Genomic DNA, 25583 nt, shown 5'->3' on the forward strand with positions numbered 1-25583 from the left:
TCCCGTCAGATCATTATTCTGACGACTGTTGATCCCTGCCGCGACGCTGCTCATACATGTCAACCGGATCCTGATGGATGAGGATGTCTGAGTTCGGATAGTGCTCGCGGATGCGCGCCTCCGTTTCATCGGCGATCCGGTGGGCGGCGAGCAGCGGCAGTTGATCATCGAGTTCCAGATGCAGCTGAATGATCAGCGACTGGCCCGACTGACGGGTGCGCAGATCATGCACCCCGCGCACCATCGGCACCGCGCGCGCCAGCTCGGTGATGTGACGGCGCTGCGGTTCGGGGAGTTCATGATCCATCAGCAGTTGGATGGCCTCGCGTCCGATCTGCGCCGCGCTGTAGAGGATATAGACGCCGATGGCCAGCCCCAGCAGCGGGTCGAAGCCGGACCAGCCGGCGCTGGCCAGGGTCAGGGCCAGCAGGGTCGCGCCGTTGGTCGCCAGATCCGTTCCATAGTGAAGCGCGTCGGCGCGGATCGCGGTGGAGCTGGTGCGGCGGATGACATAATGCTGGATCGCCAGCAACCCCAGAGTCGCGGCCATCGCAAAGCCGATGACAAACAGCCCGACGCCGATCTCGACCACCGGCTGCGGATGGATCAGGCGGTCGAGCGCCTGGAGACCGAGAAAGAGCGCCGAGCCGGCGATGAAGGTCGCCTGACCCAGCGCCGCCAGCGCCTCGGCCTTGCCGTGGCCGAAACGATGCTCGGCGTCCGGCGGCATCAGCGACCAGCGCACCGCAAAGAGATTGATCAGCGAGGCGCCGGCATCCATCGCCGAGTCCACCAGCGAGGCCAGCACGCTGACCGAGCCGGTCATCAGCCAGGCGACGAGCTTGGCCAGGATCAGCACCAGTGCCGTCGCGACCGAGGCATAGGTTGCCAGCTTCAGCAGGTTGCCGGTCTCGGCGGCGGTCAGGCGCGCGGCGGGCTGCGGTTCGGATTCGTTCACAAACCAACCTCATGAATTGTCTGCCATAAATCCGGCATTTTGAACCGCAAGGGCGCAAAGGACACAAAGAAAATAATCGTTTGCGATTAGCGCGCTGGTGGTACCGGCGGCATCATCTGTTGCTGATGCCGGGTCTGTGAGGTGGCGAATTCCTGCGGGCTGACCAGGCCGTCGCGATTGAGATCAATGTCGCTGAACGTCGGGGCGTTGGCAAGATTGCGCATCGGATAACCCTGTTGCGAGCGCTCCTTGATGCGGTTGGCCCGCGCCTCGTTGAACTCCTTTTCGGTCAGGCTCCCATCTCCGTTCAGATCGAATTCGGCAAAGGTCGGCATGTTCCGGCCCATGCCGCGACCCATTCCTGGTCCCATTCCCATGCCTGGACGGCTTTGCATGATGGTCTGACGCGCGGTGGCGAACTCGCCCGGCGTCAACTGGCCATCGCCATTCAAATCAAAGTCCTTGAAGGTGGGCGCATTGGCCGCGCCACGCATCGGCGCGCCGGTGGCGGCGCGTGCCGCCATGCGCTGTCCGTGAACGGTCTCGAATTCCTGAGGGGTCACAATGCCGTTGCCATCCAGATCGAAGGCGGCAAAGGACAGCGGACCGGGCGCTGGTTGATTCATGGGCGGCTGCGCAAGTGCGGGCAGGGTGCAGCAGACAGCGGCCAGCGCAAGACTGATGGTGCGGGTCATGTTGTTCATCGTGTTGTCTCCGTGCGTGATGACAGATCGGTTCACTCCAGATCCGGCGTGCCGAAAACGCGGATGTCTTGGCGTTTCGGCACACAGGCTATCTGTATTGTGGTCCAAAAGGCTTGGGTAAAAGTGAAGAAATCGTGGTTTTGCCCCGATCAGGTTTTCGTGATGGGTGAGGCTGGAAAAGATCGGAAGGCTCCCTGAGCGGATTGGCAGGGCGTCGGATGTAGGATCGCGAGTTGACCGCCACTCTAAACGGTCAAGCCTGACCAAACGCTGTCAGTCTTGGTCAGGGAGCAGGCGGTCAAGTGGTGGCTTGTGTGCGCGACCGAACGGAAGGAAGGCCGCTTTCGGTGCAGGATGCAAACTGTATGTTACACCGCGTTGCGGTTCGGCTGTCGCGCCCGCGCCGGGTTTGCGCATCGTTGCGCAGACGATCAGGCATGACCGCCGGGCTGGGGCGCGAGTCATCAGCCATCCTCTGCACTCTGCTCACTTTGCTGATCCTCTCGCTGGTGCCCAGAGTCGGGCGTTGGTTGGGCCGGCCTCGAATAGACTCACCATTCAGGCTCGGATGATCGTCATCACTCGCACGCACGGCAATCCGTCGGGCTTCCGAAGGTACGGGCTTCCAGCCCATCAGAGGGGGGTGTAAATGCGACCATGGCTCTGCCGTAATGTCAGACCATGTGTTTGGGCGGTCTTGCTCGGATACATGTGCTGCGCGGTCATCGACTCGGTCATGGCGCAGGAACCGGAGGACCGGGGAGGCGCGCCGCAGGAACCGATCGCCCCGACCAGAGAGGAGCTTTCCCCGGTCGCCGACAAGGTTGATGTCACACCCGTCGCGCAAGACGAAGAGATTCGCCAGAGGCTCCAAACCGTGTTAACCGTGACCGACTGGTTCACCGACCCGCAGGTCAGGGTCGCGGAAGGCGTCGTCTTTCTCAATGGTCAGGTGGAGTCCGATGAGCTGAAAAAATGGGCTGGCGATCTGGCACGCAATACTCAGGATGTTGTCGCCGTTGCCAACCGGCTTGATGTCTCGGAACCCTCGGTCTGGGATTTTCGCCAGGCGTCCAGCGGGATCTCAGCGCTCTGGCGCGACTTCATCCGCGCCATGCCTTTCGTGCTTTTCGGATTGTTCATCCTGGCCCTGTCGGTGGGGACTGCGCTGTTGGCGACACGGGTCGTCCGCGCCCTGCTCCGTCAAAGGATTCAGACGAAACTGTTGCAAAACGTGATCGCGCGCGCGGCAGGTGGGTTCGTTGTCCTCTGTGGCGTCTATCTGATTCTGCGGGTCTCGGGCCTGACGCAACTGGCCCTGACGCTGGTCGGAGGCACCGGCCTGATCGGCCTGATCCTGGGTATCGCCTTCCGCGACATCACCGAGAATTTCCTGTCCAGCATCTTCCTGAGCATCCAGCAGCCTTTCGAGACCGGCGACCTGGTCGAGATCTCCGGCGTGACCGGATATGTGCAGCAGCTCAACATGCGCACCACCATCCTGATGACCCTCGATGGCAATCTTGCGCAGATCCCAAACGCCACCGTTTACAAGACCATCGTCAGCAACTTCACGACGAGTCCCAACCGGCGCGCGGACTTTATGGTCGGCATCGGCTACGACGATGCGATCGCCGAGGCTCAGGAGATTGCACGCAAGGTGCTGGCGGACCATCCGGCTGTCCTGAAGGATCCGGAGCCCTCGGTCCTGGTGGACGGCCTCGGCAATGCAACCGTTAGCCTGCGCGTCTACTTTTGGCTGAACGGGCGCGAGCATAGCTGGCAGAAGGTGCGGTCTTCGGTCATCCGACTGGTGAAGCGCGCCTTTCAGAGCCACGGCGTCTCCATGCCCGACGAGGCCCGCGAGGTGGTCTTCCCGCAAGGCATCCCCGTCACCTTGCTCCACCAGACATCGACGGAGGCGCAGGATCCCGCACCAGCAAAGCAGCGGTTCACCGCCGAATCGCGGCACGCTGAGATGGAAGTCGTATCGACAAAAGCGGAAGCCGGTCTGTACAGCGAATCGATCGTCATCGAGGAGCAGGCACGGGAATCAAGACCCTTGAAGGAAGGGGAAAACCTCTTGCCGGTGGCTTCCGATACGGCGATTTCCGAGAAACACACGAAAGAAAAAAGACCATAGTGTGCTGCCGCACCGAGCGGGCTGATCCTGGGCTGTAGAGTACCCACGATGACAAGGCCACTATGACATGGAATATATCGTTCCATATTCAGGTCACGACTCACCACAATCATTGAAAACACTCATGCCTAAAGAACGAATCGAAGGCCGCATCGAAGAAGTCAAAGGCAAGGTCGTCGGCAATCAGTCGCCTGAGCAAACAGGATCTACCCAGAAGAATGCAGGCAAGAACCACGCAGTTACTGGCGATGATCCGACATCGACGAAGTCCACGACCGCGCCCAAAGCTCAGGAAGCAATCGCTCTATTGCACCGTGACCACAAGATCGTCAGTGATCGTTTTGACGAATACGAGAAAATATACGTCCAGTCCAGGAAAAATAGCCTGGTGGTCCTGATCTGCGCGGATCTCACGATTCATGCGCAGGTCGAAGAGGAAATCTTCTACCCAGCCTTGAATGAGATCCTCAAGGATAAGCGACTGGTGCCGAGGGCGATCAGCGAGCATGCCACGCTCAAAGATTTGATCGCGGACGTGAAGGGACTGAAGCGGGATGGCGACCACTTCGACGCGAGGATCAGGCTGCTGTCCGAGTATGTGAAACATCATGTCAAGGAACAGCAGGATGCCATGTTTCCCAGGGCGGCGGCCACGAAGCTGGACATGATGGAAATTGGCGCCCAGATGGCGTCGCGTAAAGAAGAGCTTGTCGCGGAACGCTCCCGCCGAGCGTAACGCGTCATGATTAAAAGTTGCTCTCCCGCGACTTAAGGAGGCACATCTGCTGGCGGTTGTCAGCGGGTGTTGATGAATTCAACGATGTGCCTTTTTCTCATTCAAATGATGTTTTGTTGGAGACCAACATGAACTACACCGAACGCGATACCTATGGCATGTACAAGGGCGAATCCCATGCAGGAGCCAGTGCTGGACCTGGCCCCGAGCTGATGGGGGTCGATACCCTTGTAGGCAATGATGTCTATAACCAAAGCGACGAAAAGCTTGGTGATATCAAAGAGATCATGTTGGACATGCGCAGCGGTACGGTCGCTTATGCGGTCCTGTCCTTCGGTGGTTTTCTCAGTATGGGAGAGAAACTCTTCGCGGTGCCCTGGACCGCCTTGACACTCGATACCGAGAACAAGCGCTTCGTGCTCAATGTGGAAAAGGAACGTCTGGAAAACGCCCCGGGATTTGACAAGGACCAGTGGCCCGACATGGGCGATCCGACGTGGGAGAAGGACATTCACGCCTATTACGGTACGGAAACCGTTGTGGACGCACCGCGTCACTAACGCGGGTTTGCCACGGCCTCATCCAGGCGCTGGCTCGCCTTGGATGAGGCTGCTATGGGCCCTTCGCTGCATTCGCTGCGCAGCGTCGCTGACGGCTGAATGACGGCGATCCCGGTGACACCTCCAGGAGTCCGAACATGAGTAAGCCAATGTCAACAAACGATTCGGCGGAGCCAGCGCACCAGGGCGCGCACCCGGTGGGCGCCGGCGGTGAGCTGCATCAGCCGGTGCAGGGCGACCACCCGCCACTGACGACCAACCAGGGTTTGCCCGTTTCCGACAACCAGAATTCGCTCCGGGCCAACCCGCGTGGCCCAGCGTTGCTGGAAGACTTCATCCTGCGCGAGAAGATCACCCACTTCGATCATGAGCGCATCCCCGAGCGCATCGTGCATGCGCGCGGCACTGGGGCACACGGCTACTTCGAGTTGACCCAGTCGCTCGCGCCCTACACGACGGCCCAGGTACTGACCGAAGTCGGGACGAAAACACCCCTATTCGCACGCATCTCGACCGTGGCCGGCGGCTCCGGCTCGTCGGATACCCCGCGCGACGTGCGCGGCTTCGCCATCAAGTTCTACACCCAGCAAGGCAATTGGGATCTGGTCGGCAACAACATCCCGGTGTTCTTCATCCAGGATGCGATCAAGTTTCCGGACCTCATCCATGCCGTCAAGATGGAACCCGACCGCGCCTTTCCGCAAGCGGCGTCCGCCCACGATACCTTCTGGGACTACATCTCCCTGACCCCCAAAGCCATGCACATGGTGATGTGGATCATGTCCGACCGCACGCTGCCGCGTTCGCTGCGCATGATCGAGGGCTTCGGTATCCACAGCTTCCGCCTGATCAACGCGTCCGGCGAGTCGACCTTCGTGAAGTTCCACTGGCGCCCCGCGCTCGGCCTGCAATCGACGCTCTGGGACGAGGCCGTCAAGATCGCCGGTGCCGATCCGGACTTTCACCGCCGCGACCTGTTCGAATCCCTGACCAGCGGTCGCCCGGCGGAATGGGAGTTCGCCGTGCAGTTATTCACCCAGGAAGAAGCCGATGGCTTTCCCTTCGACCATCTGGACGCGACCAAACTGATTCCGGAAGAACTGGTGCCGCTACAGGTGATCGGGCGTCTGGTGCTGGATCGCTGGCCAGACAACTTCTTCGCCGACACCGAGCAGGTCGCGTTCTGCCCCTCGCATATCGTGTCCGGCATCGATTTCTCGAACGATCCCTTGCTGCAGGGCCGCCTGTTCTCGTACCTGGACACCCAACTCTCGCGCCTGGGTTCGCCCAACTTCCACCAGATTCCGGTCAACGCGCCTCAATGCCCCTTCGCCAATCAGCAGCGCGACGGCCACATGCAGATGGCGCGGCCCCAAGGGCGGGTCGCCTACGAACCCAGTTCGCTGGCGCCGGACTCGCCGCGCGAGTCACCCGACGTCGGCTTTCGCACTGCGGCGCTACCCGAGAGCGGCGACAAGGGCCGGATCCGTGCTGAACGCTTCGCCGACCACTACAGCCAGGCGCGCCAGTTCTACCGCAGCCAGACCGACCATGAGCAGGCCCACATCGCCTCGGCGCTGGTCTTCGAGCTGTCGAAGGTGGAGCACGCGCACATACCGCAGGCGATGGTCGGCCACTTGCGCCACATCGATGAGGACCTGGCCCGGCGCGTGGCCGACGGACTGGGGCTCGATTCACTTCCAGGTGCCCCGACGGCGGCGCGGCCGGTGCAGGATCTTCCGCCTTCGCCCGCGTTACGGATCATCGGCAAGATGAAGGACACCCTCGCCGGACGAGTGATCGGCATCCTGGTGGCGGATGGCTCCGACGGCGGCACGGTCGAGGCGTTGAGAGCCGCCGTGCTCGGGGCCGGCGCGAGCGTCAAGATCGTCGCGCCCAAGGTCGGCGCCGCCAGGCTTGCCGATGGCGTACTGCTGGCGGTCGACGGTCAGCTTGCGGGGACGCCCTCGGTACTGTTCGACGCCGTGGCGATCTTGCTCTCGGAGGAGGGCGCCCGACGGCTGTCGAGTGAGTCGGCGGCCATCGATTTCGTGCGCGACGCATTCGGGCACCTCAAGGCATTGGCGCTCGATCGCGGCGGGCAGACGCTCCTGCAGACCGCTGGCCTTCGACCCGATGCGGGCGTGGTCGCCGGCGATGACGTCGCCGCCTTTCTCGCGGCGGCCAAGACCCGCCAGTGGGAGCGCGAGAAAAGGGTGCGGACCCTGGCTTGAAGGGATGAACAGGCCGCCAGTGCGAGGTCACTGGAAGCCTTTCATGGGGAACGTCAAAGACTGGGTAAAGCCCATCATCGACCATCGATTGCCCATCATGATCGGGACTTTCTGATGGTCAAACACGCAACACCACAGGAGATTGAAGATGACTCTATTTCACAAACGGCTTGCGATCGTCGCCTTCCCAGCCTTGATGTTGGCAATGGCTGGATTCGCACAGGCGGCAACCGCCGAGGATGCAGGGAAATCAATCGATCAGACGGTTGAAAAGACGGGAACGACAATGGACGAGGCCAAGGAATCGGCCGGCGAACGGACCGAAAAAACCGGAAGCTATATGGACGACTCCGCGATCACCACCAAGGTCAAGGCCGAGATCCTGGGTGATCCAATGCTGAAAGTCTTGCAGATCCATGTGACCACCACGGATGGGGTGGTCTACCTCAGTGGCGAGGTGGATTCACAGCAAAGCATCGACCGGGCCAAAGAAGTCGCGGAGGGCGTCAAACACGTGAAATCGGTCACCAGCGCGCTGGTCGTCAAGGGCGCCAAGTAACATCAGGTCGTTCTGCCTGGAGCACGAACCCAGGCAGAAACGGCAGGGTTCTGAGTTGGCTGGGCACTCCCCGGACGGACGCTAAACCGCGTCTAAACCGCATCCAGAGCGATATGTGTAATTTTCAGTTTGTGTTTAGCTTTGGGATATCACCGACCTCAGTGGAGACACGGTTTAGACATTATTTTTTAATGCTTTAAATCGCACCAGCGTCGACAGTCGTCGATGCGACCAAGGTCGGTTCAACCCAAAAACATCGCATACCGTACTGGGCGCGATTTAAAAGGAAACACTCATCATGCCTCTCATCTTAAGTCTGATCACGGCAACCCTCTTCCTGATCTTGACCGGCGCGACCTACGGTGTCGAAGCGCTCGTGACCAACGCCTGGATCTGGATGGTGTTCTGGTGGCTGCTCGCGTCCGGGGTCAGCGTCTACATCCTGAGCGAGCAGGCGGAGCCGTGACCGTCATGACAGCGATCGAACCCGGTGTGCCTCGGCGCACCGGCGCACGACCCGCTCTGCCTTGAACTGAATCCCGCAGGAACTCCTGGACCGCTCCATTGAGGTCGCGTTCTCCCGCGAGAACGGCACTCTCGAAGCCCCGCCTCCAGTCGGGCATCAACCAACGCGCCTGACGCCAACCTCGAAGAGGATGCGCGCCAAGGATCTGCCTTCTTCGATCAGCCCGTCGAACACATGGCCTTGCCAGGCCCGCCCAATGAAAAAGGCCAGGTGCCTGTGGGCTACCGTACAGAACGATCACCACCATCGGCGCATGGTGCAACTTCCCACCACTTACCGGTAATAACACATGTCTTATGTCCATCCACTTTCCACTAACGAAATCCCAGACGCCCCGCTCATTGCCGATGTGCGTGCGGATCAGGATCAGTCCAATCTCAGTGCCGTGGCCTGGGGCGCTGTCTTCGCAGGCGCTGCGACGGCCGCTTCGCTGTGGATGATCCTGATGATCCTGGGGGCTGGCCTTGGCCTGTCTTCCATCCCGCTCTGGCTGAACGGGGATATGACGGCTGGCACCGTTGGTGTCGCCACCATCGCCTGGCTGGTCTTCAGCACGATCGCCGCCTCGGGCATGGGCGGCTATATTGCCGGGCGCTTTCGCACCCGCTGGTATGGCGTGCCGAGAGATGAGGTCTGGTTCCGCGATACCGCCCACGGCTTTCTCGCCTGGGCCGTATCGGCTCTGGTCACCGCCGCCGTCCTGACCACCATGATCGGGTCTGTGGTCAATAACGGGATAAAGGCAGGCGCAGAGGTTGTCGACGCCGCGCCAGGGGCCGAATTGACGGGAGTACGTGCGAACGGCGGGGGCACAAGCGACCCGCTGGCCTATTACATTGATGCACTCTACCGGACCAACACCACAGACGGGCAGCGCTATACACCGAGTGCTGCGGTGACCGCAGAAATTTCTCGCGTCTTTACCAAGGGCCTGCTCCAGGGCAGCTTGCCGGCGGTGGATGTCCGCTATGTTGGAGCAACGGTGGCCGAGCAGACGGGCCTGACCCAGGACGATGCACAGACTCGCGTGGCGGATACCTTTGCTCAACTCCAGAACCAGACCAAGGAATTGGAGACGAATGCACGCGTCTTGGCAGAGCAGGCCCGCAAGGCGGCTGCCACCGCAACCATCTGGCTGTTCATCTCGCTGCTGTCTGGCGCGTTCCTCGCCAGTCTGCTCGCGATCTACGGCGGCCGTCAGCGTGACGAGTAAGCATTGGTGCAACCTTTCCAGCCGCGGCGCGCAACCGCCGCGCCTGTTGCATGGTTTTAACTGGAGGTCAGCATGCGATCCATCCTTCTGTTCTTTCTCGGCATACCGATTCCGATCATCATCCTGATCGCAATCTTCATGCGTTAGTTCGGTCACGGCCTAATGCCGTCACGGCCAAAAGGGGTCAGAGCCCTTATTCATTCGTACCCGATCTTTGACTTGAAAGATGCCCTGTCGGGGCTGATGCTAAATCCGCAAAGAGGAGATGATGACATGCAGGTTGAAAATACTGAAAGCCAATGGGGCATTGTTCAGCAGACACTGCATTGGGTAGTTGTTCTGGCGGTAGTGATCCAGCTCAATATTGGATTCAATCTCTGGCGCATGACTCCGGACGACCCGCAATGGGAAAAGACGCTGCCGATTCACGCCGGAATCGGATTCGTGATTCTTGTATTGATGCTCTATCGGCTATATTGGCGTCGCAAGCACGCCGTCCCCAAGCTGCCCGATACGCTGACGCCCAGTGAAAAGGCGCTGGCACATGCCACGCACTATGGTCTCTATGGGCTGCTCATCGCCATGCCCATCGTCGGCTATTTTCTCGTGAGTTCGCATGGCCATCCGGTTCCTTTCTTCAACGCTCAGCTTCCCGCCCTGATCGGTGAGAATGAAATCCTCCAATACTCATTGAAGGGCATGCATTTCCTCGGCGCGATGGCGCTCGTCTTGCTTCTGTCCATGCATATTTTTGCGGCATTGCGTCATGCCTGGTCACTCAGAGATGGCGTGATGGAAAGAATGGTGCCGTTTTTGAACCGAGAGAACAGCGAGCACTCCCGATTCGAGGAGACGAGCGAAAAAGGTAACATGAATGAATCAGCCGGTCAGGCTATCGGCAATCAGGAATTAGAGCGAAAAGGAAATAATCAGAAGAAAGCTGGCAAGGTCCAGGCGGGCGTTGGCGATCTTCATGGGAATATTCAGAAAGACAGCTAACACGAGACCGGTTGTTCTGTGCCACCGAGTCCAGATCATGTGACCGGTGGCACGCTCGCGTATCTGTTGTCGTCAATTGCGGAGGAGATGGCCATGTTCCACATACTGTCGGTTCGGCTTGCGACCTCCGTGCTGCGCTCCACCTCCCGGGTGAAGCCGGGGACACCATCGTCGTGCGCGCCTACACCTTGAGCAAAGAGTTCCTGGACCGGGGCTCTGTCGATTCAACGGTTCCCGCACTCCTGGCCACGGGCTGACTCGGTGTCGGCTATCTCAGCCCTGACCCCAAGGACGGCGGGCAGTTCGCGATCGCCGCCAACGGTGACAGCTTCGAGGATATCCCGCCCGGCCCCCTTCCCTGATTTGGACCAAGTCGGTCGAAAGGAGCGCCGAGTGACTCGCCGTCGCCTCCGGTCGGGTCCGGCCCATTGAGGTGGCAGAATTCTTTCTTTGTACGATAGCGACCGGACGGCAATAACTGTTTCGATCAGGCTGTCAATGAATGATGCTTTGACGAAGCACGCCTGGCGACTGAGGCAAGGTCTGCGTTTGACCACAGGTGTCAGGTGAGTCCTAACACGCGCATGCGGAGGTACTTATCGATGAGCCAATTGGCGACCGTTGTCGGGGCTTCAGCGCCCGACCGACTTTCTCGGCTGATTCAGAAGCGTGTCTTCGGCGATCAGGTCAAGATCCCGTTGGAAATTCGCCTGTGGGGAGGTCGGACCTATCGCTTTGGCGATGACGAGCCGGCCGTGAAGATCGTCGTGATGGAACATCTTCCCGATTATCCGGCAGTGCTGCGGCAGATCCAGCGACTACTGAAACCGGGCGGACGCCTCTATCTCGACGCCCGCGCGACCCGGAACAAGTATGACAAGCCCAGCTTCATCGCCCGCTGGGGTGAGACGCTCTACCGTCGTTTCCGGCTCTATCTCTGGGGCTCGGCCCAAGCCTTTCTCAGTCGCCGCGCCGACGCCTTCCGCGTCGTTCTGGAGCGCCCCCTGGAGGCGTAGAGACACTCAGGTTGCAGGCGACCTCAAATACGGATTGATGGACAACGGGACGAGCTGGGCCACGGGGGCATGCTCAACCCGGCCCGCCATCCGGTCGCGCGCTCGATAGCATGGGGGCATGCACCCAGAGAAAGAGCCCGAAGGCCAGGATCCAGCACAGCCCGCCGGCCATCAGCCAGGTCTGATAACCGGCGGGGGCGAGCAGCGGCGCGAGTCCGCGCAGCACCGCCGCGAGATTGATGAGGACGAAGGCAAGCAGCGTCAAAGGCGCCGCCTGCATCGTCCGTCCCGTATGACCCACCGCCACCCGCGCCATCATGCCCAGTGTCACCACCCCGATCGCGCCCACGGTCAGGGCGTGCAGGGCCGCGCGCGGCGTCATGCCGGTGAAGGCCGGCAGCCCGTCCAGGATCAGACCGAGCGCGAGCCAGAGCAGACCGGCGTAGAGTACGGACAGCATGGGCGTGGTCCAGATCCGCCGGTCGTGCCAGCCGATCAGCCGCGCCAGTTGCAGCAGACCCAGGGTCAGCGCCAGGCCACCCGCGAGTTGACCGAACGGCTGGACGAAATCGCTGATCAGGAGCCCGGCGGCGGCGACAAAGAGCAGTGGCTCCAGGAGCGGAAACGCCCGGGGCCGCGCGTTGGGGAGGACGCTCTTGATGAAGAAGGGCATGACCCGCCCGGAGACCATCAGTATCACCAGCACCACCAGATCCAGCATCAGACGATGACCGCGCGTGGCGCCGCCGACGAGCAGGCCGAGCGCATCCAGATGGACCATCGCGCTGGCCGCTGTCATACCGGCGAAGACCAGCAGAAAGACCCGGTTGAACGGATTGGGATCCTGCCAGAGCGGGCGCCAGAGTGCGAGCGCCAGCGCCGGAAAGAAGGCAAGATCGAGCAGGACGACCAGCAGCGACGGCAGCCCGAGCCAGGGCGCGAGCCGACCGGCCAGCCAGAGGCCGACCAGTGCGGCCAGCCGGGCGCCGGTCGCGGTCGGCATTCCGGTCCAGTTACGCGCGGCGGTGAGCAGGAAGCCGGCGATCACGGCGCCGAGATACCCGAACAGCATCTCGTGCGCATGCCAGACGGTGCCAGCGAGATGGCCCGGCTGGGGCCAGAGACCGCTCAGGATCGCCAGCCAGACAGCGACGGAGAGGATCGCCGACAGACCGGCGGCAAGAAAGAAGGGACGGAATCCGAGCGCGAGGACGGGAATGGCGTTGAGACGGGCGGTGAGGGTCATGCGGATCTGGGCCGGTTGGCGGTTGAAGCGAAGCTTGAGCGCAGGCTAGCGACCGCGCCGCCTGCCGGCCTTGATGCCGGTCAAGCGGCGCGGTGCGGCCCGCCGCGCGGGAAGATCTGGTGCGCGACTACCGGGCGTGCGCCCTGGCCGATAGGAGGATCAACCGTAGCCGCAGAGTCTCTTGGAGAATTGCTGCAGGGCGATGACGCCGCTCGTCTCGGCTTGCTGGAGCCAGCTTTCCAACTGCTCGACCAACTGTTCGCGCGTGGCGTTGGAGCGGCTCCATAGGGCGACCAGCTCCTGGCGCATCGCGTAGAAGGTGGTCAGGAGCGGGCTGGCCGCGAGCGCCTGCTCCAGGATGACGCGCTCTGTCTCGGGCAGATTCTCAGCGCCCCGCTGCAGCCCGTTTTGGATCGCTCGCAGTGTCCTCTTCTCGCGTAGCCCGAGGGTTGCGGCAACCTGCCGTTGGCGAACCTCTTGCCGGGCCGTTGGCGTCAGGCTGCGGGCGAACCTGGCCAGTACAGCATAGCGATGGGTGACGATGGCCTGCAAAGTGCCAGCGTCGCAGTGCCGCTTGGTCGGGTCGAAGCGCAACTTGGGCGCCACCCGCCGGACCTTGGCGAGCCCGAGCGACTCCAGAAGGCGGATATACAGCCAGCCGATGTCGATCTCCCACCATTCATTCGATAGCTTCGCCGAGGTGGCGTAGGCATGGTGGTTGTTGTGTAGCTCCTCGCCGCCGACCAGGATGCCCCAGGGCACGATGTTCCTGGAGGCGTCATTGGGCGCGAAACGGCGGTAGCCCCAGTAATGGCCGAGGCCATTGATGACCCCGGCGGCGAAGAATGGGATCCACATCATCTGAACCGCCCAGACGGTAAGCCCGATGGAACCGAACAGGACCAGATCGATGATCAGCAAGAGAGCGATGCCAAGCCGGCTGTGCCGCGCATAGAGGTGGCGTTCGAGCGCATCGTTGGGCACGCCGTGCCCGTAGTGCTCCAGCGTCTCCGTCACCGCGGCCTCGCGGCGATAAAGATCGACCCCGTCGAACAGAACCTTGTTGAGGCCGTAGATCTGCGGGCTGTGCGGATCATCCGGGGTCTCGCACTTGGCATGATGCTTACGATGGATGGCGACCCATTCGCGCGTGATGGTTCCCGTGGTGAGCCACAGCCAGGCGCGGAAGAAATGGCTGGCGAGCGGGTGCAGATCCAGGGCGTGGTGCGCCTGATGCCGGTGCAGGAAGATGGTGACGGAGGCGATGGTGACGTGGGTCAAGCCAAGGATGACCAGCACATACCCCCACCAGGGGAGATCGATGAGACCAAGCGGCATAGGAACGGACTCCAAGTCATGATAGACATAGCATGTCACCCGCGCCCGCCGGGATCGGTACGGTATCGCACATTATGGGAGGCCGTGGCGGCTGGCGGGACTTCATCCGCGCGATGCCTTTCGTGTTTTCGGACTGCTCTTCCTGGCGCTGTTGGTGAGGACTGCGCTGTTGGTGATACGAGGGGTTTTTAAAAAGTCTGCCGGGGGCTACGCACAAATCTGTAACGCTACCCCCATCGTCCGGAGCTTTACACGCACTCCAACCCCCGTCCCTCCCCAGCCTCCTTGTGTGTGCGTCCGTCGCGGATGTGATAGATGCGCTGGAAGGTCGGGATGATCTTCTCGTCATGCGTCACCACGATGACGGCGGTCTGATACTGACGTGCCATGCGGTTGAGGATGCGGATCACCGCCAGGGCGCGTTCGCTGGGATCACAGCCAGAACTCGGGATAGCGCCGCGCGGCGGGGAGATTGTTGAACAGCAGCGCTACGATCAGCAGCACCAGCGGACCCAGCGTGGCCGGGAGCAGCACGAAGAGATAGCCCATGGCATGCACTTGCTCCGAGCCAATGACGGCGATGAGCGCGGTCGCCCCGCCGGGCGGGTGCAGGGTGCGGGTCAGATGCATGAGGGCGATGGCGGTGGCGACTGCGACCGACTGTGCCAGCCAGGGCTCGTCGCCCAGCCACTGCCAGCAGGTTACACCCACCAGCGCCGAGAGCACATGCCCGCCGATGAGATTGCGCGGTTGGGCGAGCGGGCTGCGTACCGCGCCAAAAACCAGCACCGCCGAGGCGCCGAGCGAGCCGATGGCGAGCGTCAGATCGGTCCCGACGAAGAACCACTGATTGAGCCAGGCGACAGCGGCGATCCCGCTGAACAGCCGGTCGATCGCGTGACGATGGGCCAGACGGTAGACGGCGCGGAAATCCATCGTGGTGATGTCGAGATAGCCGGGGATCTCGCGCATCGCCTCCAGGATGTCATCGTCGGTGAGCGCGATCTCGGCGAGGTCGTCCTGCGCGGACGGCTGCTCCGACGACTCGCGGGACGGGTGCTTGGTCATGGCCAGGATACTCCAGGGCGACGGGTTCGCCGTCGCACCACCGTGAGAGGGAATCGCCGCCGCATTGAGCGATGATTGTGCTGCAAGGGATCAGTCCGAGCCGGCGCAACGGGTGCGTGCGTTTCGAAATACGTACTGCAATGGTTGGTTCATTGGACGCGCGCACGGCGTTTGACGCCTTGATGCAGGTCAAGTCCAGGGGGCTCGCCATGGTTCGTGCGTTTCACCAAATCAATGAATCGAACAATAACGACGGGAAAAATACGCATATGGCCGAGCGGGATCGGTACGATACCGAACAGATGAAAACTGCCATTTCGATCACGCTGTAGATATTCAGCAGCGCGTCTTGCGGACACTCAGATCGCAGGCGGCTACGACAGGGACACTGACCGGAGCATGACATGCTGTTCAAACAACTGTGCGAACCGATTTCCAGCACCTACACCTATCTGCTCGGCTGCGAGGAGACCGGTGAGGCGATCCTGATCGATCCGGTGCTGCCGACCTGGCAGCGCGATCTCGCGGTCATCGCCGAGCTTGGGCTGAGGCTGGTCTACACACTCGACACCCACATCCACGCCGATCACATCACGGCGGCGATCACCCTCAAACGCGAGTCCGGGAGCCGGATCGCGCATCCCGCCATCGACGCCTTGCCTTGTACCGACGAGCCGGTGCGCGAAGGCGTGCCGCTGGCGGTCGGCGGCATCCAGATCGACCCGCTCTTTACCCCCGGACACACCGACGGCCATCACGCCTATCGCGTCGGCGACCGCGTCCTGACCGGCGATGCGCTCCTGATCGACGGCTGCGGGCGCACCGACTTCCAGAATGGCGATGCACCCACGCTCTATCGCAGCGTGCGCGAAACGCTGTTCTCGCTGCCCGATGAAACCCTGGTGTATCCGGCCCATGATTACGAGGGACGACGGGTGTCGAGCATCGGGCAGGAGAAGGCGCGCAACCCGCGCCTCGGCGGCGACCGCTCGCTCGCGGCCTTCGTCGCGCTCATGAACGAGCTGGATCTGGCCTATCCGACCTTCATCGACTATGCGGTGCCGGGAAACCGCGAATGCGGCGTCTGTCCCGCCGACGTGCCGGAGGATCTCCAGCGGTACTGCCGGCAGATGGGTGACAGCCGGCAGGGTTGATGCGCGTCCTGGCGAAGCGGATGAGGATGGATCATGGGCGATTGGTGGCAGGCGGTGATCGATACCCTGGTGGCGGATTTCTCCGATCTTCCGAACGCCGCCGAGGCGGCCCGGATCACCGTGCGTCTACTGATCGCGGCGCTGCTCGGGGGGCTGCTCGGCTACGAGCGCGAACAGCAGCGCAAGTCGGCAGGGGTGCGCACCCACATGCTGGTCGCCATCGGCGCGGCCCTGTTCGTGCTCATTCCGCAACAGGCCGGGATCGCGGAGGTGGAGATGAGCCGCGTGATCCAGGGCGTGATCGCCGGGGTCGGCTTTCTGGGGGCGGGAACAATCATCAAGGGCGCCGATGAAGAGCATGTGCGGGGTTTGACCACGGCCGCCGGCATCTGGCTGACCGCCGCCATCGGCCTCGCCGCCGGCCTGGGGCGCGAGTCATCGGCCATCCTCTGCACCCTGCTCGCCTTGCTGATCCTCTCGCTGGTGCCCAAGGTCGAGCGTTGGTTGAGCAGCCGTCGAGGGTAGCCTCGGCACGACCTCTGCGGCGAAACCCTTTTCTGATGCGTCCGTGCGACAGCGTCCAGAGGTGAACCGGTAGACTGTGTGCGCGACCGAACGGAATAGCTGCCACTCTCAGTGCATCATGCGAGCTGATTCGTCGCACGGTGTGGCGGTTCGGTACCCTTTATCAGGTCAGCGATCACAGGATGAAATTCTGGCACAAGATCTTCCAGCTCGGTCACTTCATCATCAGCCTGCTGTTCGTGATCTGTGCCGTCGTCCTCATCGTGCTCGCGACCCTGCAACTCTGGCACAGCCTGCAACTGGACCGCGCCCTGTCGCTCCTCCGGCGCCTGAATGGCGTGTTGGAGAGCATCGCCTTTCTGACCGTCGCCGTCGCCGCGCTGGAGTTGGGTCAAACCCTCCTGGAGGAAGAGGTTCAGCGCGAAGCGCACATGAGCGCCCCGACGCGCGTGCGGCGGTTCCTGTCTCGCTTCATGGTCGTGCTGGTGGTATCGCTCTCGATCGAAACGCTGGTGCTCGTGTTCCGCGTGGGCCATGACGCGCCGGAGCAGTTACCCTATGCCGCCTCCGTGGGCCTCGTCGCGGCGGTCCTGCTGGCGGCCTGGGGCGTGTTCATTCGCTTCAATTGCAGTGCGGAAGAATTGGAGCCGGAAGCGATGGCGCTCGCCAAACAGGAAGACGAGAAGCTGGAGTAGGCCCCGCGCCGGACTGATCCCGGCTGGTGAAAAAACCTGCCGTCATGACACCCTGCTCGCCGGCTTCGAGTGCATCGCAAAAAAGCGCATCATTTCCTGCGAGGCATCAGGGCCCTTGCCATCGGTAAAACTGCCGCGCTGGCTACCGCCGCTCCAGGCGTGACCCGCGCCATGCACCAGCCAGTGCTCGGCCACGATCCTGCCGTCGGAATCCTCGTGCACCCTTTGCGTATAAGCGTGGTGACCGTCATCGGCCAGCCCGGTCTTCGTCTGCGCCCTTGCCGGCGACGCCACGGACTGGCTCATGATGAGATCGCTATTGCGCGGATGCACGGTCGTGTCGCGGTCACCGTGGAACACGATGATCGGGACCGCTTGCTGGCGTGCGTTGGCGTCCAGGGTGGCGGTGCCTTTCATGGCGGCCAAGGCCGACGGCAGATCATTCGCTGCGGCATAGGGCACACCGGAGTGGATGCCGACCGCCGCGTACAACTCGGGATAGGTCGTGCCCATGATGAGAGCCATCGCACCGCCTGCCGAGAGGCCGGCGATATAAACCCGCGACGGATCGATGTGATAGGTCGTGACGACCTCCTGGGTCATGCCCGCGATCAGGGATGCCTCGCCTTGACCACGTTGCTGATCAACCGTATTGAACCAGTTCCAGCATTTCGAGCCGTTGGCCGACTGGGACTGGGCTGGATAGAGCACTAGACAGGATTGCTCCTCCGCAATCGCATTCAGCCGGGTGCCGACGGCGAAATCATCCGGATTTTGCATACAGCCATGCAGCATGACGACCAGTGGCAGTGGCTGCCCCTGATAAGCGGTTGGGACATAGAGCTTGTAGGCGCGGGTACCGGCAGGATTGGTGAAGGAGCCAGCCAGAAATTGTCCCGGCGCAGGCGCATCGCCATCCGCCTGCGCATCGACCGGCGGCGCGAAAACCGGTCGCTCGAATCGCAGCCCATTCAGCGGCGCGTCAATACCCAGCCTCGCCAGCAAGTCCGGCACAAACCCGTTGACCACGCCACCAGGATTGACCGCTGTGCCAAACGGTGGCGGATCGGTGGCGCGCACCCTGTACGCCGTCGCGGCGTTGCCGGGCCATGTGCCTGCCGGCATCCGACCCCGCAGCCTTTGCTGAATCGTCTCGGTCGCGGCGCCTGGCCCCTCTGTTTGCAGCCGGGACATGGCGGCGCGCATTCCAGCCAGCATGGTTTCATTCATCATCATGGGTTCACCTTATCGGATGCGCCCGGCGAGGGCGCTCTTGACCGCAGGACTGGCATGCAGGGCGCCCAGGACAACCAGCGATTCGATCGTCGCCAGCGCCAGTTCCGGCGACACATCGGAGCCAATGCTGGCGAGGCCCAACACCTGGATCTGGAGTGTCTGACCCGCCCTCTGCACGGCCTCCAGATCGGCGCGTGAATAGTGCTGAAGTCCAAGCACCAGACTCCTGCGGGAGATGGTCTGGCGGACCACGTCGGCATGCGTGGTCAACTGATTGCGGATCGCGGTGCGGATCAGATCGGTTCGATTCGAGTAAAAACCTTCCTGTACCAGAAGGTCGATCTGTCCGAGGTCGACGAGTCCCAGATTGATCGTGATTTTCTCGGTTTCACTGACTTTCGGACGAATGTCATGAACGCTCATACAGGTCGCCTACCATCCAAAAGGAATCCGTTTACCATCCATATAGATGGCATATTAGACTCTAAACGTTGTTTGTCAACTCGGCTGCGACTCGGCAGCGTTTCCCTGGTGGGTCTGCGCCGGATGCAGCAACTGATTTCCGGCTATGTGCGATGGCGTACCGATTCAAGGTATCGCCTCGCGCGATAGTCTTTCGAGCTCAACGTCTTGAGGCTGCTCATGGTCCATCCCTCTGCCGTCGTCGCCGGGTTTGGATTGGACCACTTGAGTCAACAGGTTACGGGTCAAGCCCTGGCAAAGAGAAACCACCATGTCCATCATTCTCGAAGAGTCGATCCGCGTCTGGATGTCGGGAAGCCAGACCCTGCGCGAGCGGATCGTCGAGCAGGGCACGGCGCGCTTCCTTGCCGTCCTCGGATCGACTGCGCCCCCTGATCGGGCGCGGGTGGATCAGGCTACCGCAAGTGCCCGCGATGAGGTCTTTGTCGCGCTGACGGCGGACGCGGTGCTGTCTTCCTTGCCCTCCGCGCCGGCCGATGCCGGTGCCCGCGAGGCGTTGCGCAGCCGCTGGCTGAGTCTCAACCCCGAGTGGAATCTCCCTCTCCCCGTCTCCGGACCCGGCCTGTCCGCCCCGCGACTGGCCATCGCCGCCGCCATCGGTAGCCTGCTCGGCATGATCGTGCTGGGTGGCGTGCTGAACCTGGCCCTGGGTGTGCGTGGCCTGGGGATGCTGATCGGTGGTCCCGGCGGCGCAGCGCTGGCCATGTACGCGGTCGGCCGGCTCACCGAGAGCAAGGCCCTGCGAGGCGTGCTCAAGACCCTGCTTGGCGTGGCCTGGACGGCGGACCTGCTGGGCGCCGCCTCGCTCGGGCTCGGCGCACTCTGGGGACGGCTCGCCGGCGTCGGGCTGCTGCGGCGCATCCTGGTCTACGCGGGCGTGGTCTCCCTGCTGGCCTTCACCCGTGGCGGCGCCCAATACGATGCCCGCGCCTATCGCGACTTGGTCCGCGATCTGATCCGCCAGTGGGTCGATGTCTCCTCGGTCCTGCTCTGCTGTCTGTCCGCCAGGCCGGTGACGAACTCCAGCGAGGCGGTGCTGGACGCCGGTCTCGCGCGGGCGATCCAGGATCTTCACCGTTCCGATGCCACAAGTCTGCCGATCGCCGCCGAGGCCCTCTTATTGGAAGCACGCCGGATGGGTCTGGATGGCCTGTCGACGCCTCCACACTTCGGACAGTCCGACCACGCGGAGCACTCACGCCTGCGCTGGAGCCCGGAATTGGAGCAACAGTATCGTCCGTTCGGTCTGATCGAGGACGGTGACACCGTCATCGTCGAGGACGAGCCGGTGATCCAGAATGGCCGCATACTGGAGAAAGGCCGTGTCCGCAAACAGCGATAGCACCGTTCCCATGCCAGCGGAGCCCAAGCCGGTCCTGGCCATCGATTTCGGCACCTCCAACACCTACGTCACCAAGTGTCCAGGCGACAGGGAAGATCCGGTCGGCGTGGATTTCGGTGACGGTCGCGACGGCATCGCCACGGCCATCCTCTACCGCGACGACAAGGAGCCGCTCATCGGCCATGTGGCGCTGGAGGAGTTCGGCGAGGCCAGCGCCGAGCACGACGACTACCGCATCCGCGCCCAGTTCAAACCGGATCTGGTCAGCAGCGCCGAGGCGCGCCTCTATGCGCGTGATTTTCTGGTCGGTCTGCTGGCGCTCGCCCGACGCCAGAACAAGGACATCGCGCCCTTGCAGCGTCAGGTCATCTTCGGGGTGCCGAGCGAGGCGTCCGAGACCTATCGGAATGCGCTGCGCGAGATTGCCGAGGAGGCGGGCTTCGGCGAGGTCAAGACGGTGGACGAGCCCAAAGGCGCGCTCTATTTCCATCTCCAGCGCAAGGACATCACGCCGATCGAAGCGCTCAGGGGCGCGCTGGTGGTCGATTTCGGTGGCGGAACCTGCGACTTCGCGCTCGTCGTGCGGGGCGAGATCCGGCACTCCTGGGGCGACATGCACTTGGGCGGACGCCTGTTCGACGACCTCTTCTACCAGTGGTTCATCGAGCAGAATCCAGAGGCCGTCGCGACCATGCGCCGCGAGCAGGCCGAATTCTTCGTGCTGGCGGTGCGCTGCCGCGAGGTGAAGGAGAAATTCTCACTCGCCATGGCGCTCGACCCCACGACGGTCTATCGCAAGAGCGTGGGCGACTATGGACGCATCCATGAGGCGACCTGGGATGCCTTCCTGGCGCGGGCACGCCGCTACCGGCCATCGGAGACCTTTGCGCAGTATCTGCGCGCGATGAACCCGCTGGCCGGCGCGCATCTGGATTCATTCACACAGGGGCTCGATCTGCTCGACTGGTTTCGCCAGACCCTGCGTCAGGGGCTGGCCCATGAACAGGTGCGCCACCAGGATCTGGCCTGCGTGATCCTGACCGGGGGCAGCAGCGCCTGGCCCTTCGTCGCCGACATCGTCACGGAAGAACTGGAACAGATCGAACGGTCGCCACGTCTGGTGCATAGCGACCGACCCTACGTGACCGTGTCCCAGGGGCTCGCCATCGTTCCGGCGCTCCAGCGACGCCTCGCGGCAACCCAGATCGACCTGCGACGCGAGCTGCCGACGTTCATCGGCACCCGCATCGCCCCCCTGATCGAGCGGCGGATGGATGAAGCGGCGAACCGCATCGCCGAGCTGGTGGCGGTCGGTCTGTTCGACGGGCGCATCGAACCCATTCTGCGCCGCTTTCGCCAGGAGGGTGGATCGGTCGCCGATCTCAAGTCCTGGATCGCGGCGGACGCCAGTGCGTTCCGGCCGCAAATCGAAGCGATCGTGACGACCCAGCTCGCCAGGGTGCTCATCGGCGTTGCCGCCGACACCACCGAGCTGATGCAGGACTGGTACCGGCAACACCGGCTCACCGTCGACCAGGGGCTCACCCATGCCGGAACGCCGGTGGACATGGCCGAGGGATTGAGGCTCGCGGACCTGGATGTCTATCGCGAAATCGCGGGCATCGTCCTGGCGCTGTCCACGACCATCGTGACCGTCCTGGTTGCAGCCATCAGCGGCGGCGCTGGCACTGCGCTCGTCATGTCCGGCCCCCACGGATTGCTGATCGGCGCTCTGGTCGGCCTGATTGCCGCCTTCCTGGCGATGCGCTACGGGATGGACGAGGCCAAACACCGGGCCGAGCAGTGGGAAGGCGCCCCGGTCTGGCTGATCGCGCGCGCACTCTCGGACACCAAGATCGCCCGCCTGCGTGATGACCTCAAGGGTCAGGTAGCGGATAAGGTCAGCGCTCAATCGGAGCAGGCCAGACAGGGGTTGGAGGAACAGATCAGCGAGCGGGTCGAGCAGGAGATCGCGAGTCTGTCGGCGATCAGTCAGATTTGGTAAACCGGATGTCGTAACCCCGGTTCTCTGATCATAAAGCTCCGGCTTCGTGACCTCAGCGGTGAAACGCTGCTTCACGAGACGGTGGCTTCGAAAGGCATCCTGACCGTTGTAACGAAGACGTCAGTCAACATGGCCATAGCAACCCTCTTGGCCTTTGCACGCCCCTGAACGGTGTTGGCTCAATACCGCAGAAATGAGGAGTCAAGATGACAGGTTGGATGCGCTTCACAGAGCGGCGGGCGATGGCGCGATGAAAACCTGGCAATCAGATCTTCCTGATCGCCTGCTTCGTCCGCAGAAATCTTGCCGCTGTGTTCGCCAGCGAACCGACCTGTGCCTGCCATGGAATCTAGGATGATTGAGAGCCGACTGCGACTCGCAAAGACGCTTAGTCCGTTCGCGGAGGGTTCGATACCCGCGCCACAATCATCCAAATCCGGAGAATGCCCATGAATCGTTCAGTACTGATGTCCGCGCTGCTTGTCACGCTAGCCGCGCTGAACCTGACCGCTTGCGACAAACCCACCGTCGTTAATGTTCCCACCGCCGTGCCTGGACCGGCTGGCCCGCAGGGCGCCACCGGCGATCAAGGCGCGAAGGGCGAAACCGGCAAGTCGGGTGAAGGCGCGGCACCCGCGCCCTCGGCTCCAGAGAAATAGACCGGCCCACTCGCAACCTTGAGGAGAAGACCATGAGCCTGGGTAGCATTCTGTTTGTCGTGCTGATCCTGATGCTGATCGGCGTCATTCCAACCTGGCCGCACAGCAAGAGCTGGGGCTACTACCCCGCTGGCGGGCTAGGGCTGGTGGTACTCATCCTGCTGGTGCTGCTGTTGCTCGGACGCCTGTAATGGGGCAGTGCTCCGCGTCGGTCGGGATGGCGCGCTGGCAATGGCGCGCCCCCTGGCTTGGCGTGGCGGCGCTGGCACTGACCGCCTGCGGTGATATCGCCAAACTGCCCGCCGCAGCCGGCACTCATTCCCACCGTGAACATCGCGCCCGCCAAGGGCTGGCCGCTGGTGGCTCCGGCTCGCTCGGCCTGGCATCGTCGGCCAGCACCACGCTGCCCGCGCGGTTCGCCGCGGACGATGTGGGCAATGCGATCTGGCGGGTGGCGGCACTGCGCTGAACCACCGGCAGCAACCACGCGCGTAACCAGACAATCCACCAGAAACGGAGTGCTTCCAAATGCCCACGTTCACGACCGCCGACAAGACGCAGATCCATTACAAGGACTGGGGCGCTGGACCGCCCGTGGTCTTCAGCCACGGCTGGCCCCTCAATGCGGATAGCTGGGAGGATCAGATGCGGTTCCTGGCCGCCAACGGCTATCGCTGCATCGCCCATGACCGTCGCGGCCATGGCCGATCGAGTCAGCCCTGGAACGGCAACGACATGGACACCTATGCCGACGACCTCGCGGTTCTGATCGAGACGCTCGATCTGAAGGATGCGGTGTTGGTCGGCTTCTCCGCCGGTGGCGGCGAAGTCGCCCGTTATATCGGCCGTCACGGTACCCAGCGTCTGGCCAAAGTCGTGCTGATAGGCGCGGTGCCGCCACTGATGCTGAAGACCCCGGCCAATCCCGGTGGCCTGCCGCTCGCGGTCTTCGACGAGATCCGCGCCAATGTCCTCGCCGACCGCTCGCAGTTCTTCCAGGATCTCACCACGCCATTCTTCGGCACTAAGCGGCCCGACGTCTCGCAAGGCCAGCGTGACGCCTTCTGGCTCCAGGGAATGCAGGCCGGTCTCAACGGCGTCCTCGACTGTATCAAGGCGTTCTCCGAGACGGATTTCACGGACGACCTCAAGCGGATTGATGTGCCGACCCTGTTCATCCACGGCGACGATGACCAGATCGTGCCGATCGGCGCCTCGGCCCTGCTCGCCTCCCAGATCGTCAAGGGCTCCACGCTGACGATCTATTCCGGCGCACCGCATGGGCTCTGCTCCACCCACAAGGACCACGTCAATGCGGATCTGCTGGCGTTCCTCGCTTAAACCGCGTCCAGAGCGAAACGTGTAATTTTCATTTTGTGTTTAGCCTTAGAGATTGTCTCGGCCTCAGTGGAGACGCGGTTTAAAATTTTATATTTTTTAATCGTTTAAACCGCGCCCGCTCCGGCAGTCGTTGATTTTGCCAATGCTGATCCAATCCAAAAAACATCGCATACCGCGCCAGGCGCGGTTTAGCTGCGGCATGGACGCCTTGCGAGTGGTGGGAGCGGCCCTTTGATGCCTATGAAAACCAAGCGTTTTGAAACCGATTTTCCGATTGTTTGCGTGGGCGGGTCGGCTGGCGGTCTCGATGCCTATATCCGGTTGCTCCGGCATCTGCCGAGCGACACAGGGGCGGCAATCGTCATCGTGAATCACCTGAGAACCGTCGACACCCGCCTTCACGAGATTCTCCCGAATCACACCACGATGCCGGTTGAGCTGATCACGGAACGCCTGCTGATTCAGCCAAACCATGTATTCATCATCCCGGCACAGCGGGATTTGCACATTTGCGATGACGAGTTTCGTCTCAAGCCGATCTCAAAGCCGAGGGGATGGCCTGATGTGATCACGGTCTTTCTGCGTTCACTCACCCGGTATTGGGATGGCAAGCTGATCGCCGTCATCGTCTCTGGCTACGATGGTGATGGTGCGGCGGCACTCTGCGGGATCAAGGACGTGGGAGGAATCACCATCGCGCAGACGCTCGAAACCGCCACGCAGCCAGGGATGCCAGAGAGCGCCATCGCAAGCGGGTGTATCGATTTCGTTCTCTCACCAGAAGAGATTGCGCTGAAAATTGTCTCTATTGCTAGCGATTCCCACACACCACGAGAAAAATAG

Annotated in this window: 28 protein-coding genes; 20 read left to right on the top strand and 8 right to left on the bottom strand. The window is 62.3% G+C overall.

Going from position 1 to position 25583, the window contains the following annotated elements:
- Positions 1–13 precede the first annotated feature (13 nt).
- Positions 14–958, bottom strand: a complete 945-nt coding sequence (locus EDC35_RS15325) for a cation diffusion facilitator family transporter (RefSeq protein ID WP_424565298.1) — start codon at positions 956–958, stop codon at positions 14–16.
- Positions 959–1044: 86 nt separating this feature from the next.
- The gene (locus EDC35_RS15330) at positions 1045–1662 is read right to left on the bottom strand and encodes an EF-hand domain-containing protein (RefSeq protein WP_132978145.1); all 618 of its coding nucleotides are present in this window, start codon (positions 1660–1662) and stop codon (positions 1045–1047) included.
- 736 nt (positions 1663–2398) lie between these two features.
- Here EDC35_RS15330 and EDC35_RS15340 point away from each other — a divergent pair.
- The 9 genes from EDC35_RS15340 to EDC35_RS18695 all read left to right on the top strand — a co-directional run bounded on the left by EDC35_RS15340 (position 2399) and on the right by EDC35_RS18695 (position 11648).
- Positions 2399–3805 (top strand): mechanosensitive ion channel family protein, encoded by a 1407-nt coding sequence (locus EDC35_RS15340; protein WP_243651702.1) that lies wholly within the window; start codon positions 2399–2401, stop codon positions 3803–3805.
- Positions 3806–3929: 124 nt separating this feature from the next.
- Positions 3930–4541, top strand: a complete 612-nt coding sequence (locus tag EDC35_RS15345; RefSeq protein ID WP_132978147.1) for a hemerythrin domain-containing protein — start codon at positions 3930–3932, stop codon at positions 4539–4541.
- A 128-nt stretch (positions 4542–4669) separates the two neighbouring features.
- Positions 4670–5101, top strand: coding sequence for a PRC-barrel domain-containing protein (locus EDC35_RS15350; RefSeq protein WP_132978148.1), 432 nt, complete (start codon positions 4670–4672; stop codon positions 5099–5101).
- A 137-nt stretch (positions 5102–5238) separates the two neighbouring features.
- Positions 5239–7335 carry a catalase gene (locus EDC35_RS15355; protein WP_132978149.1) on the top strand — a complete coding sequence of 699 codons (2097 nt, stop codon included), beginning with the start codon at positions 5239–5241 and terminating at the stop codon, positions 7333–7335.
- A 148-nt stretch (positions 7336–7483) separates the two neighbouring features.
- A complete protein-coding gene (locus tag EDC35_RS15360) occupies positions 7484–7894 on the top strand; it encodes a BON domain-containing protein (RefSeq protein WP_132978150.1) in 411 nt (136 codons plus the stop codon).
- Positions 7895–8192: 298 nt separating this feature from the next.
- Positions 8193–8360 carry a hypothetical protein gene (locus tag EDC35_RS18600; protein ID WP_165903453.1) on the top strand — a complete coding sequence of 56 codons (168 nt, stop codon included), beginning with the start codon at positions 8193–8195 and terminating at the stop codon, positions 8358–8360.
- A 349-nt stretch (positions 8361–8709) separates the two neighbouring features.
- Entirely contained in the window at positions 8710–9633 is a 924-nt protein-coding gene (locus EDC35_RS15370) for a hypothetical protein (RefSeq protein WP_207896269.1), read from the top strand.
- Positions 9634–9852: 219 nt separating this feature from the next.
- Entirely contained in the window at positions 9853–10632 is a 780-nt protein-coding gene (locus EDC35_RS15375) for a cytochrome b (RefSeq protein ID WP_165903454.1), read from the top strand.
- Between the two features lie 602 nt (positions 10633–11234).
- The gene (locus EDC35_RS18695; RefSeq protein WP_207896271.1) at positions 11235–11648 is read left to right on the top strand and encodes a methyltransferase domain-containing protein; all 414 of its coding nucleotides are present in this window, start codon (positions 11235–11237) and stop codon (positions 11646–11648) included.
- A gap of 73 nt (positions 11649–11721) precedes the next feature.
- On the opposite strand, the gene EDC35_RS15385 is transcribed toward EDC35_RS18695, so the two are convergent.
- From EDC35_RS15385 to EDC35_RS15400, 4 genes are all read right to left on the bottom strand, one after another.
- Positions 11722–12894, bottom strand: coding sequence for an NnrS family protein (locus tag EDC35_RS15385; protein ID WP_132978153.1), 1173 nt, complete (start codon positions 12892–12894; stop codon positions 11722–11724).
- Positions 12895–13053: 159 nt separating this feature from the next.
- Complete coding sequence (locus tag EDC35_RS15390) at positions 13054–14232, bottom strand: DesA family fatty acid desaturase (RefSeq protein ID WP_132978154.1); 1179 nt, start codon at positions 14230–14232, stop codon at positions 13054–13056.
- Positions 14233–14480: 248 nt separating this feature from the next.
- Positions 14481–14642 carry a hypothetical protein gene (locus tag EDC35_RS15395; protein WP_243651704.1) on the bottom strand — a complete coding sequence of 54 codons (162 nt, stop codon included), beginning with the start codon at positions 14640–14642 and terminating at the stop codon, positions 14481–14483.
- A gap of 22 nt (positions 14643–14664) precedes the next feature.
- Positions 14665–15300 carry an HPP family protein gene (locus tag EDC35_RS15400; RefSeq protein WP_243651706.1) on the bottom strand — a complete coding sequence of 212 codons (636 nt, stop codon included), beginning with the start codon at positions 15298–15300 and terminating at the stop codon, positions 14665–14667.
- Between the two features lie 71 nt (positions 15301–15371).
- Here EDC35_RS15400 and EDC35_RS15405 point away from each other — a divergent pair, with 71 nt between their 5' ends.
- The 4 genes from EDC35_RS15405 to EDC35_RS15420 all read left to right on the top strand — a co-directional run bounded on the left by EDC35_RS15405 (position 15372) and on the right by EDC35_RS15420 (position 17674).
- On the top strand, positions 15372–15632 hold the full coding sequence (locus tag EDC35_RS15405) for a hypothetical protein (protein WP_132978155.1): 261 nt from the start codon (positions 15372–15374) through the stop codon (positions 15630–15632).
- Positions 15633–15704: 72 nt separating this feature from the next.
- Positions 15705–16454 carry an MBL fold metallo-hydrolase gene (locus tag EDC35_RS15410; protein ID WP_132978156.1) on the top strand — a complete coding sequence of 250 codons (750 nt, stop codon included), beginning with the start codon at positions 15705–15707 and terminating at the stop codon, positions 16452–16454.
- A 33-nt stretch (positions 16455–16487) separates the two neighbouring features.
- Complete coding sequence (locus EDC35_RS15415; protein WP_132978157.1) at positions 16488–16979, top strand: MgtC/SapB family protein; 492 nt, start codon at positions 16488–16490, stop codon at positions 16977–16979.
- Between the two features lie 182 nt (positions 16980–17161).
- Positions 17162–17674 carry a hypothetical protein gene (locus EDC35_RS15420; RefSeq protein WP_132978158.1) on the top strand — a complete coding sequence of 171 codons (513 nt, stop codon included), beginning with the start codon at positions 17162–17164 and terminating at the stop codon, positions 17672–17674.
- 42 nt (positions 17675–17716) lie between these two features.
- Here EDC35_RS15420 and EDC35_RS15425 read toward each other — a convergent pair whose 3' ends face one another.
- A complete protein-coding gene (locus tag EDC35_RS15425; protein WP_132978159.1) occupies positions 17717–18910 on the bottom strand; it encodes an extracellular catalytic domain type 1 short-chain-length polyhydroxyalkanoate depolymerase in 1194 nt (397 codons plus the stop codon).
- Positions 18911–18919: 9 nt separating this feature from the next.
- On the bottom strand, positions 18920–19333 hold the full coding sequence (locus tag EDC35_RS15430; protein WP_132978160.1) for a CopG family transcriptional regulator: 414 nt from the start codon (positions 19331–19333) through the stop codon (positions 18920–18922).
- A 310-nt stretch (positions 19334–19643) separates the two neighbouring features.
- On the opposite strand from EDC35_RS15430, the gene EDC35_RS15435 reads away from it, so the two are divergent.
- From EDC35_RS15435 to EDC35_RS15465, 7 genes are all read left to right on the top strand, one after another.
- Positions 19644–20735, top strand: coding sequence for a hypothetical protein (locus EDC35_RS15435; RefSeq protein ID WP_132978161.1), 1092 nt, complete (start codon positions 19644–19646; stop codon positions 20733–20735).
- The gene (locus tag EDC35_RS15440) at positions 20716–22740 is read left to right on the top strand and encodes an Hsp70 family protein (protein ID WP_132978162.1); all 2025 of its coding nucleotides are present in this window, start codon (positions 20716–20718) and stop codon (positions 22738–22740) included. The genes EDC35_RS15435 and EDC35_RS15440 overlap by 20 nt, the downstream gene beginning before the upstream one ends.
- Positions 22741–23189: 449 nt before the next feature.
- Positions 23190–23399, top strand: coding sequence for a hypothetical protein (locus tag EDC35_RS15445; RefSeq protein ID WP_132978163.1), 210 nt, complete (start codon positions 23190–23192; stop codon positions 23397–23399).
- 32 nt (positions 23400–23431) lie between these two features.
- Entirely contained in the window at positions 23432–23590 is a 159-nt protein-coding gene (locus EDC35_RS15450; protein WP_132978164.1) for a DUF3309 family protein, read from the top strand.
- Between the two features lie 26 nt (positions 23591–23616).
- Positions 23617–23868: a hypothetical protein gene (locus EDC35_RS15455; RefSeq protein WP_132978165.1), complete on the top strand. Its 252-nt coding sequence runs from the start codon at positions 23617–23619 to the stop codon at positions 23866–23868.
- A gap of 59 nt (positions 23869–23927) precedes the next feature.
- On the top strand, positions 23928–24740 hold the full coding sequence (locus EDC35_RS15460; RefSeq protein ID WP_132978166.1) for an alpha/beta fold hydrolase: 813 nt from the start codon (positions 23928–23930) through the stop codon (positions 24738–24740).
- Positions 24741–24974: 234 nt separating this feature from the next.
- Positions 24975–25583, top strand: coding sequence for a chemotaxis protein CheB (locus EDC35_RS15465; RefSeq protein ID WP_243651709.1), 609 nt, complete (start codon positions 24975–24977; stop codon positions 25581–25583).

This window comes from Thiobaca trueperi, from assembly GCF_004342175.1.
In the GTDB taxonomy this organism is placed as follows: Bacteria; Pseudomonadota; Gammaproteobacteria; order Chromatiales; family Chromatiaceae; genus Thiobaca; species Thiobaca trueperi.

Excerpts from the sequence above, each read along its gene's own strand:
- EDC35_RS15425 (WP_132978159.1), bottom strand. The coding sequence starts at position 18,910 with ATGATGATGAATGAAACCATGCTGGCTGGAATGCGCGCCGCCATGTCC.
- EDC35_RS15465 (WP_243651709.1), top strand. The coding sequence starts at position 24,975 with ATGCCTATGAAAACCAAGCGTTTTGAAACCGATTTTCCGATTGTTTGC.
- EDC35_RS15450 (WP_132978164.1), top strand. The coding sequence starts at position 23,432 with ATGAGCCTGGGTAGCATTCTGTTTGTCGTGCTGATCCTGATGCTGATC.
- EDC35_RS15370 (WP_207896269.1), top strand. The coding sequence starts at position 8,710 with ATGTCTTATGTCCATCCACTTTCCACTAACGAAATCCCAGACGCCCCG.
- EDC35_RS15460 (WP_132978166.1), top strand. The coding sequence starts at position 23,928 with ATGCCCACGTTCACGACCGCCGACAAGACGCAGATCCATTACAAGGAC.
- EDC35_RS15420 (WP_132978158.1), top strand. The coding sequence starts at position 17,162 with ATGAAATTCTGGCACAAGATCTTCCAGCTCGGTCACTTCATCATCAGC.
- EDC35_RS15405 (WP_132978155.1), top strand. The coding sequence starts at position 15,372 with ATGATTGTGCTGCAAGGGATCAGTCCGAGCCGGCGCAACGGGTGCGTG.
- EDC35_RS15385 (WP_132978153.1), bottom strand. The coding sequence starts at position 12,894 with ATGACCCTCACCGCCCGTCTCAACGCCATTCCCGTCCTCGCGCTCGGA.
- EDC35_RS15355 (WP_132978149.1), top strand. The coding sequence starts at position 5,239 with ATGAGTAAGCCAATGTCAACAAACGATTCGGCGGAGCCAGCGCACCAG.
- EDC35_RS18600 (WP_165903453.1), top strand. The coding sequence starts at position 8,193 with ATGCCTCTCATCTTAAGTCTGATCACGGCAACCCTCTTCCTGATCTTG.
- EDC35_RS15350 (WP_132978148.1), top strand. The coding sequence starts at position 4,670 with ATGAACTACACCGAACGCGATACCTATGGCATGTACAAGGGCGAATCC.
- EDC35_RS15435 (WP_132978161.1), top strand. The coding sequence starts at position 19,644 with ATGTCCATCATTCTCGAAGAGTCGATCCGCGTCTGGATGTCGGGAAGC.
- EDC35_RS15430 (WP_132978160.1), bottom strand. The coding sequence starts at position 19,333 with ATGAGCGTTCATGACATTCGTCCGAAAGTCAGTGAAACCGAGAAAATC.
- EDC35_RS15410 (WP_132978156.1), top strand. The coding sequence starts at position 15,705 with ATGCTGTTCAAACAACTGTGCGAACCGATTTCCAGCACCTACACCTAT.
- EDC35_RS15400 (WP_243651706.1), bottom strand. The coding sequence starts at position 15,300 with ATGACCAAGCACCCGTCCCGCGAGTCGTCGGAGCAGCCGTCCGCGCAG.
- EDC35_RS15455 (WP_132978165.1), top strand. The coding sequence starts at position 23,617 with ATGGCGCGCTGGCAATGGCGCGCCCCCTGGCTTGGCGTGGCGGCGCTG.
- EDC35_RS15340 (WP_243651702.1), top strand. The coding sequence starts at position 2,399 with ATGGCGCAGGAACCGGAGGACCGGGGAGGCGCGCCGCAGGAACCGATC.
- EDC35_RS18695 (WP_207896271.1), top strand. The coding sequence starts at position 11,235 with ATGAGCCAATTGGCGACCGTTGTCGGGGCTTCAGCGCCCGACCGACTT.
- EDC35_RS15415 (WP_132978157.1), top strand. The coding sequence starts at position 16,488 with ATGGGCGATTGGTGGCAGGCGGTGATCGATACCCTGGTGGCGGATTTC.
- EDC35_RS15330 (WP_132978145.1), bottom strand. The coding sequence starts at position 1,662 with ATGAACAACATGACCCGCACCATCAGTCTTGCGCTGGCCGCTGTCTGC.
- EDC35_RS15360 (WP_132978150.1), top strand. The coding sequence starts at position 7,484 with ATGACTCTATTTCACAAACGGCTTGCGATCGTCGCCTTCCCAGCCTTG.
- EDC35_RS15390 (WP_132978154.1), bottom strand. The coding sequence starts at position 14,232 with ATGCCGCTTGGTCTCATCGATCTCCCCTGGTGGGGGTATGTGCTGGTC.
- EDC35_RS15445 (WP_132978163.1), top strand. The coding sequence starts at position 23,190 with ATGAATCGTTCAGTACTGATGTCCGCGCTGCTTGTCACGCTAGCCGCG.
- EDC35_RS15345 (WP_132978147.1), top strand. The coding sequence starts at position 3,930 with ATGCCTAAAGAACGAATCGAAGGCCGCATCGAAGAAGTCAAAGGCAAG.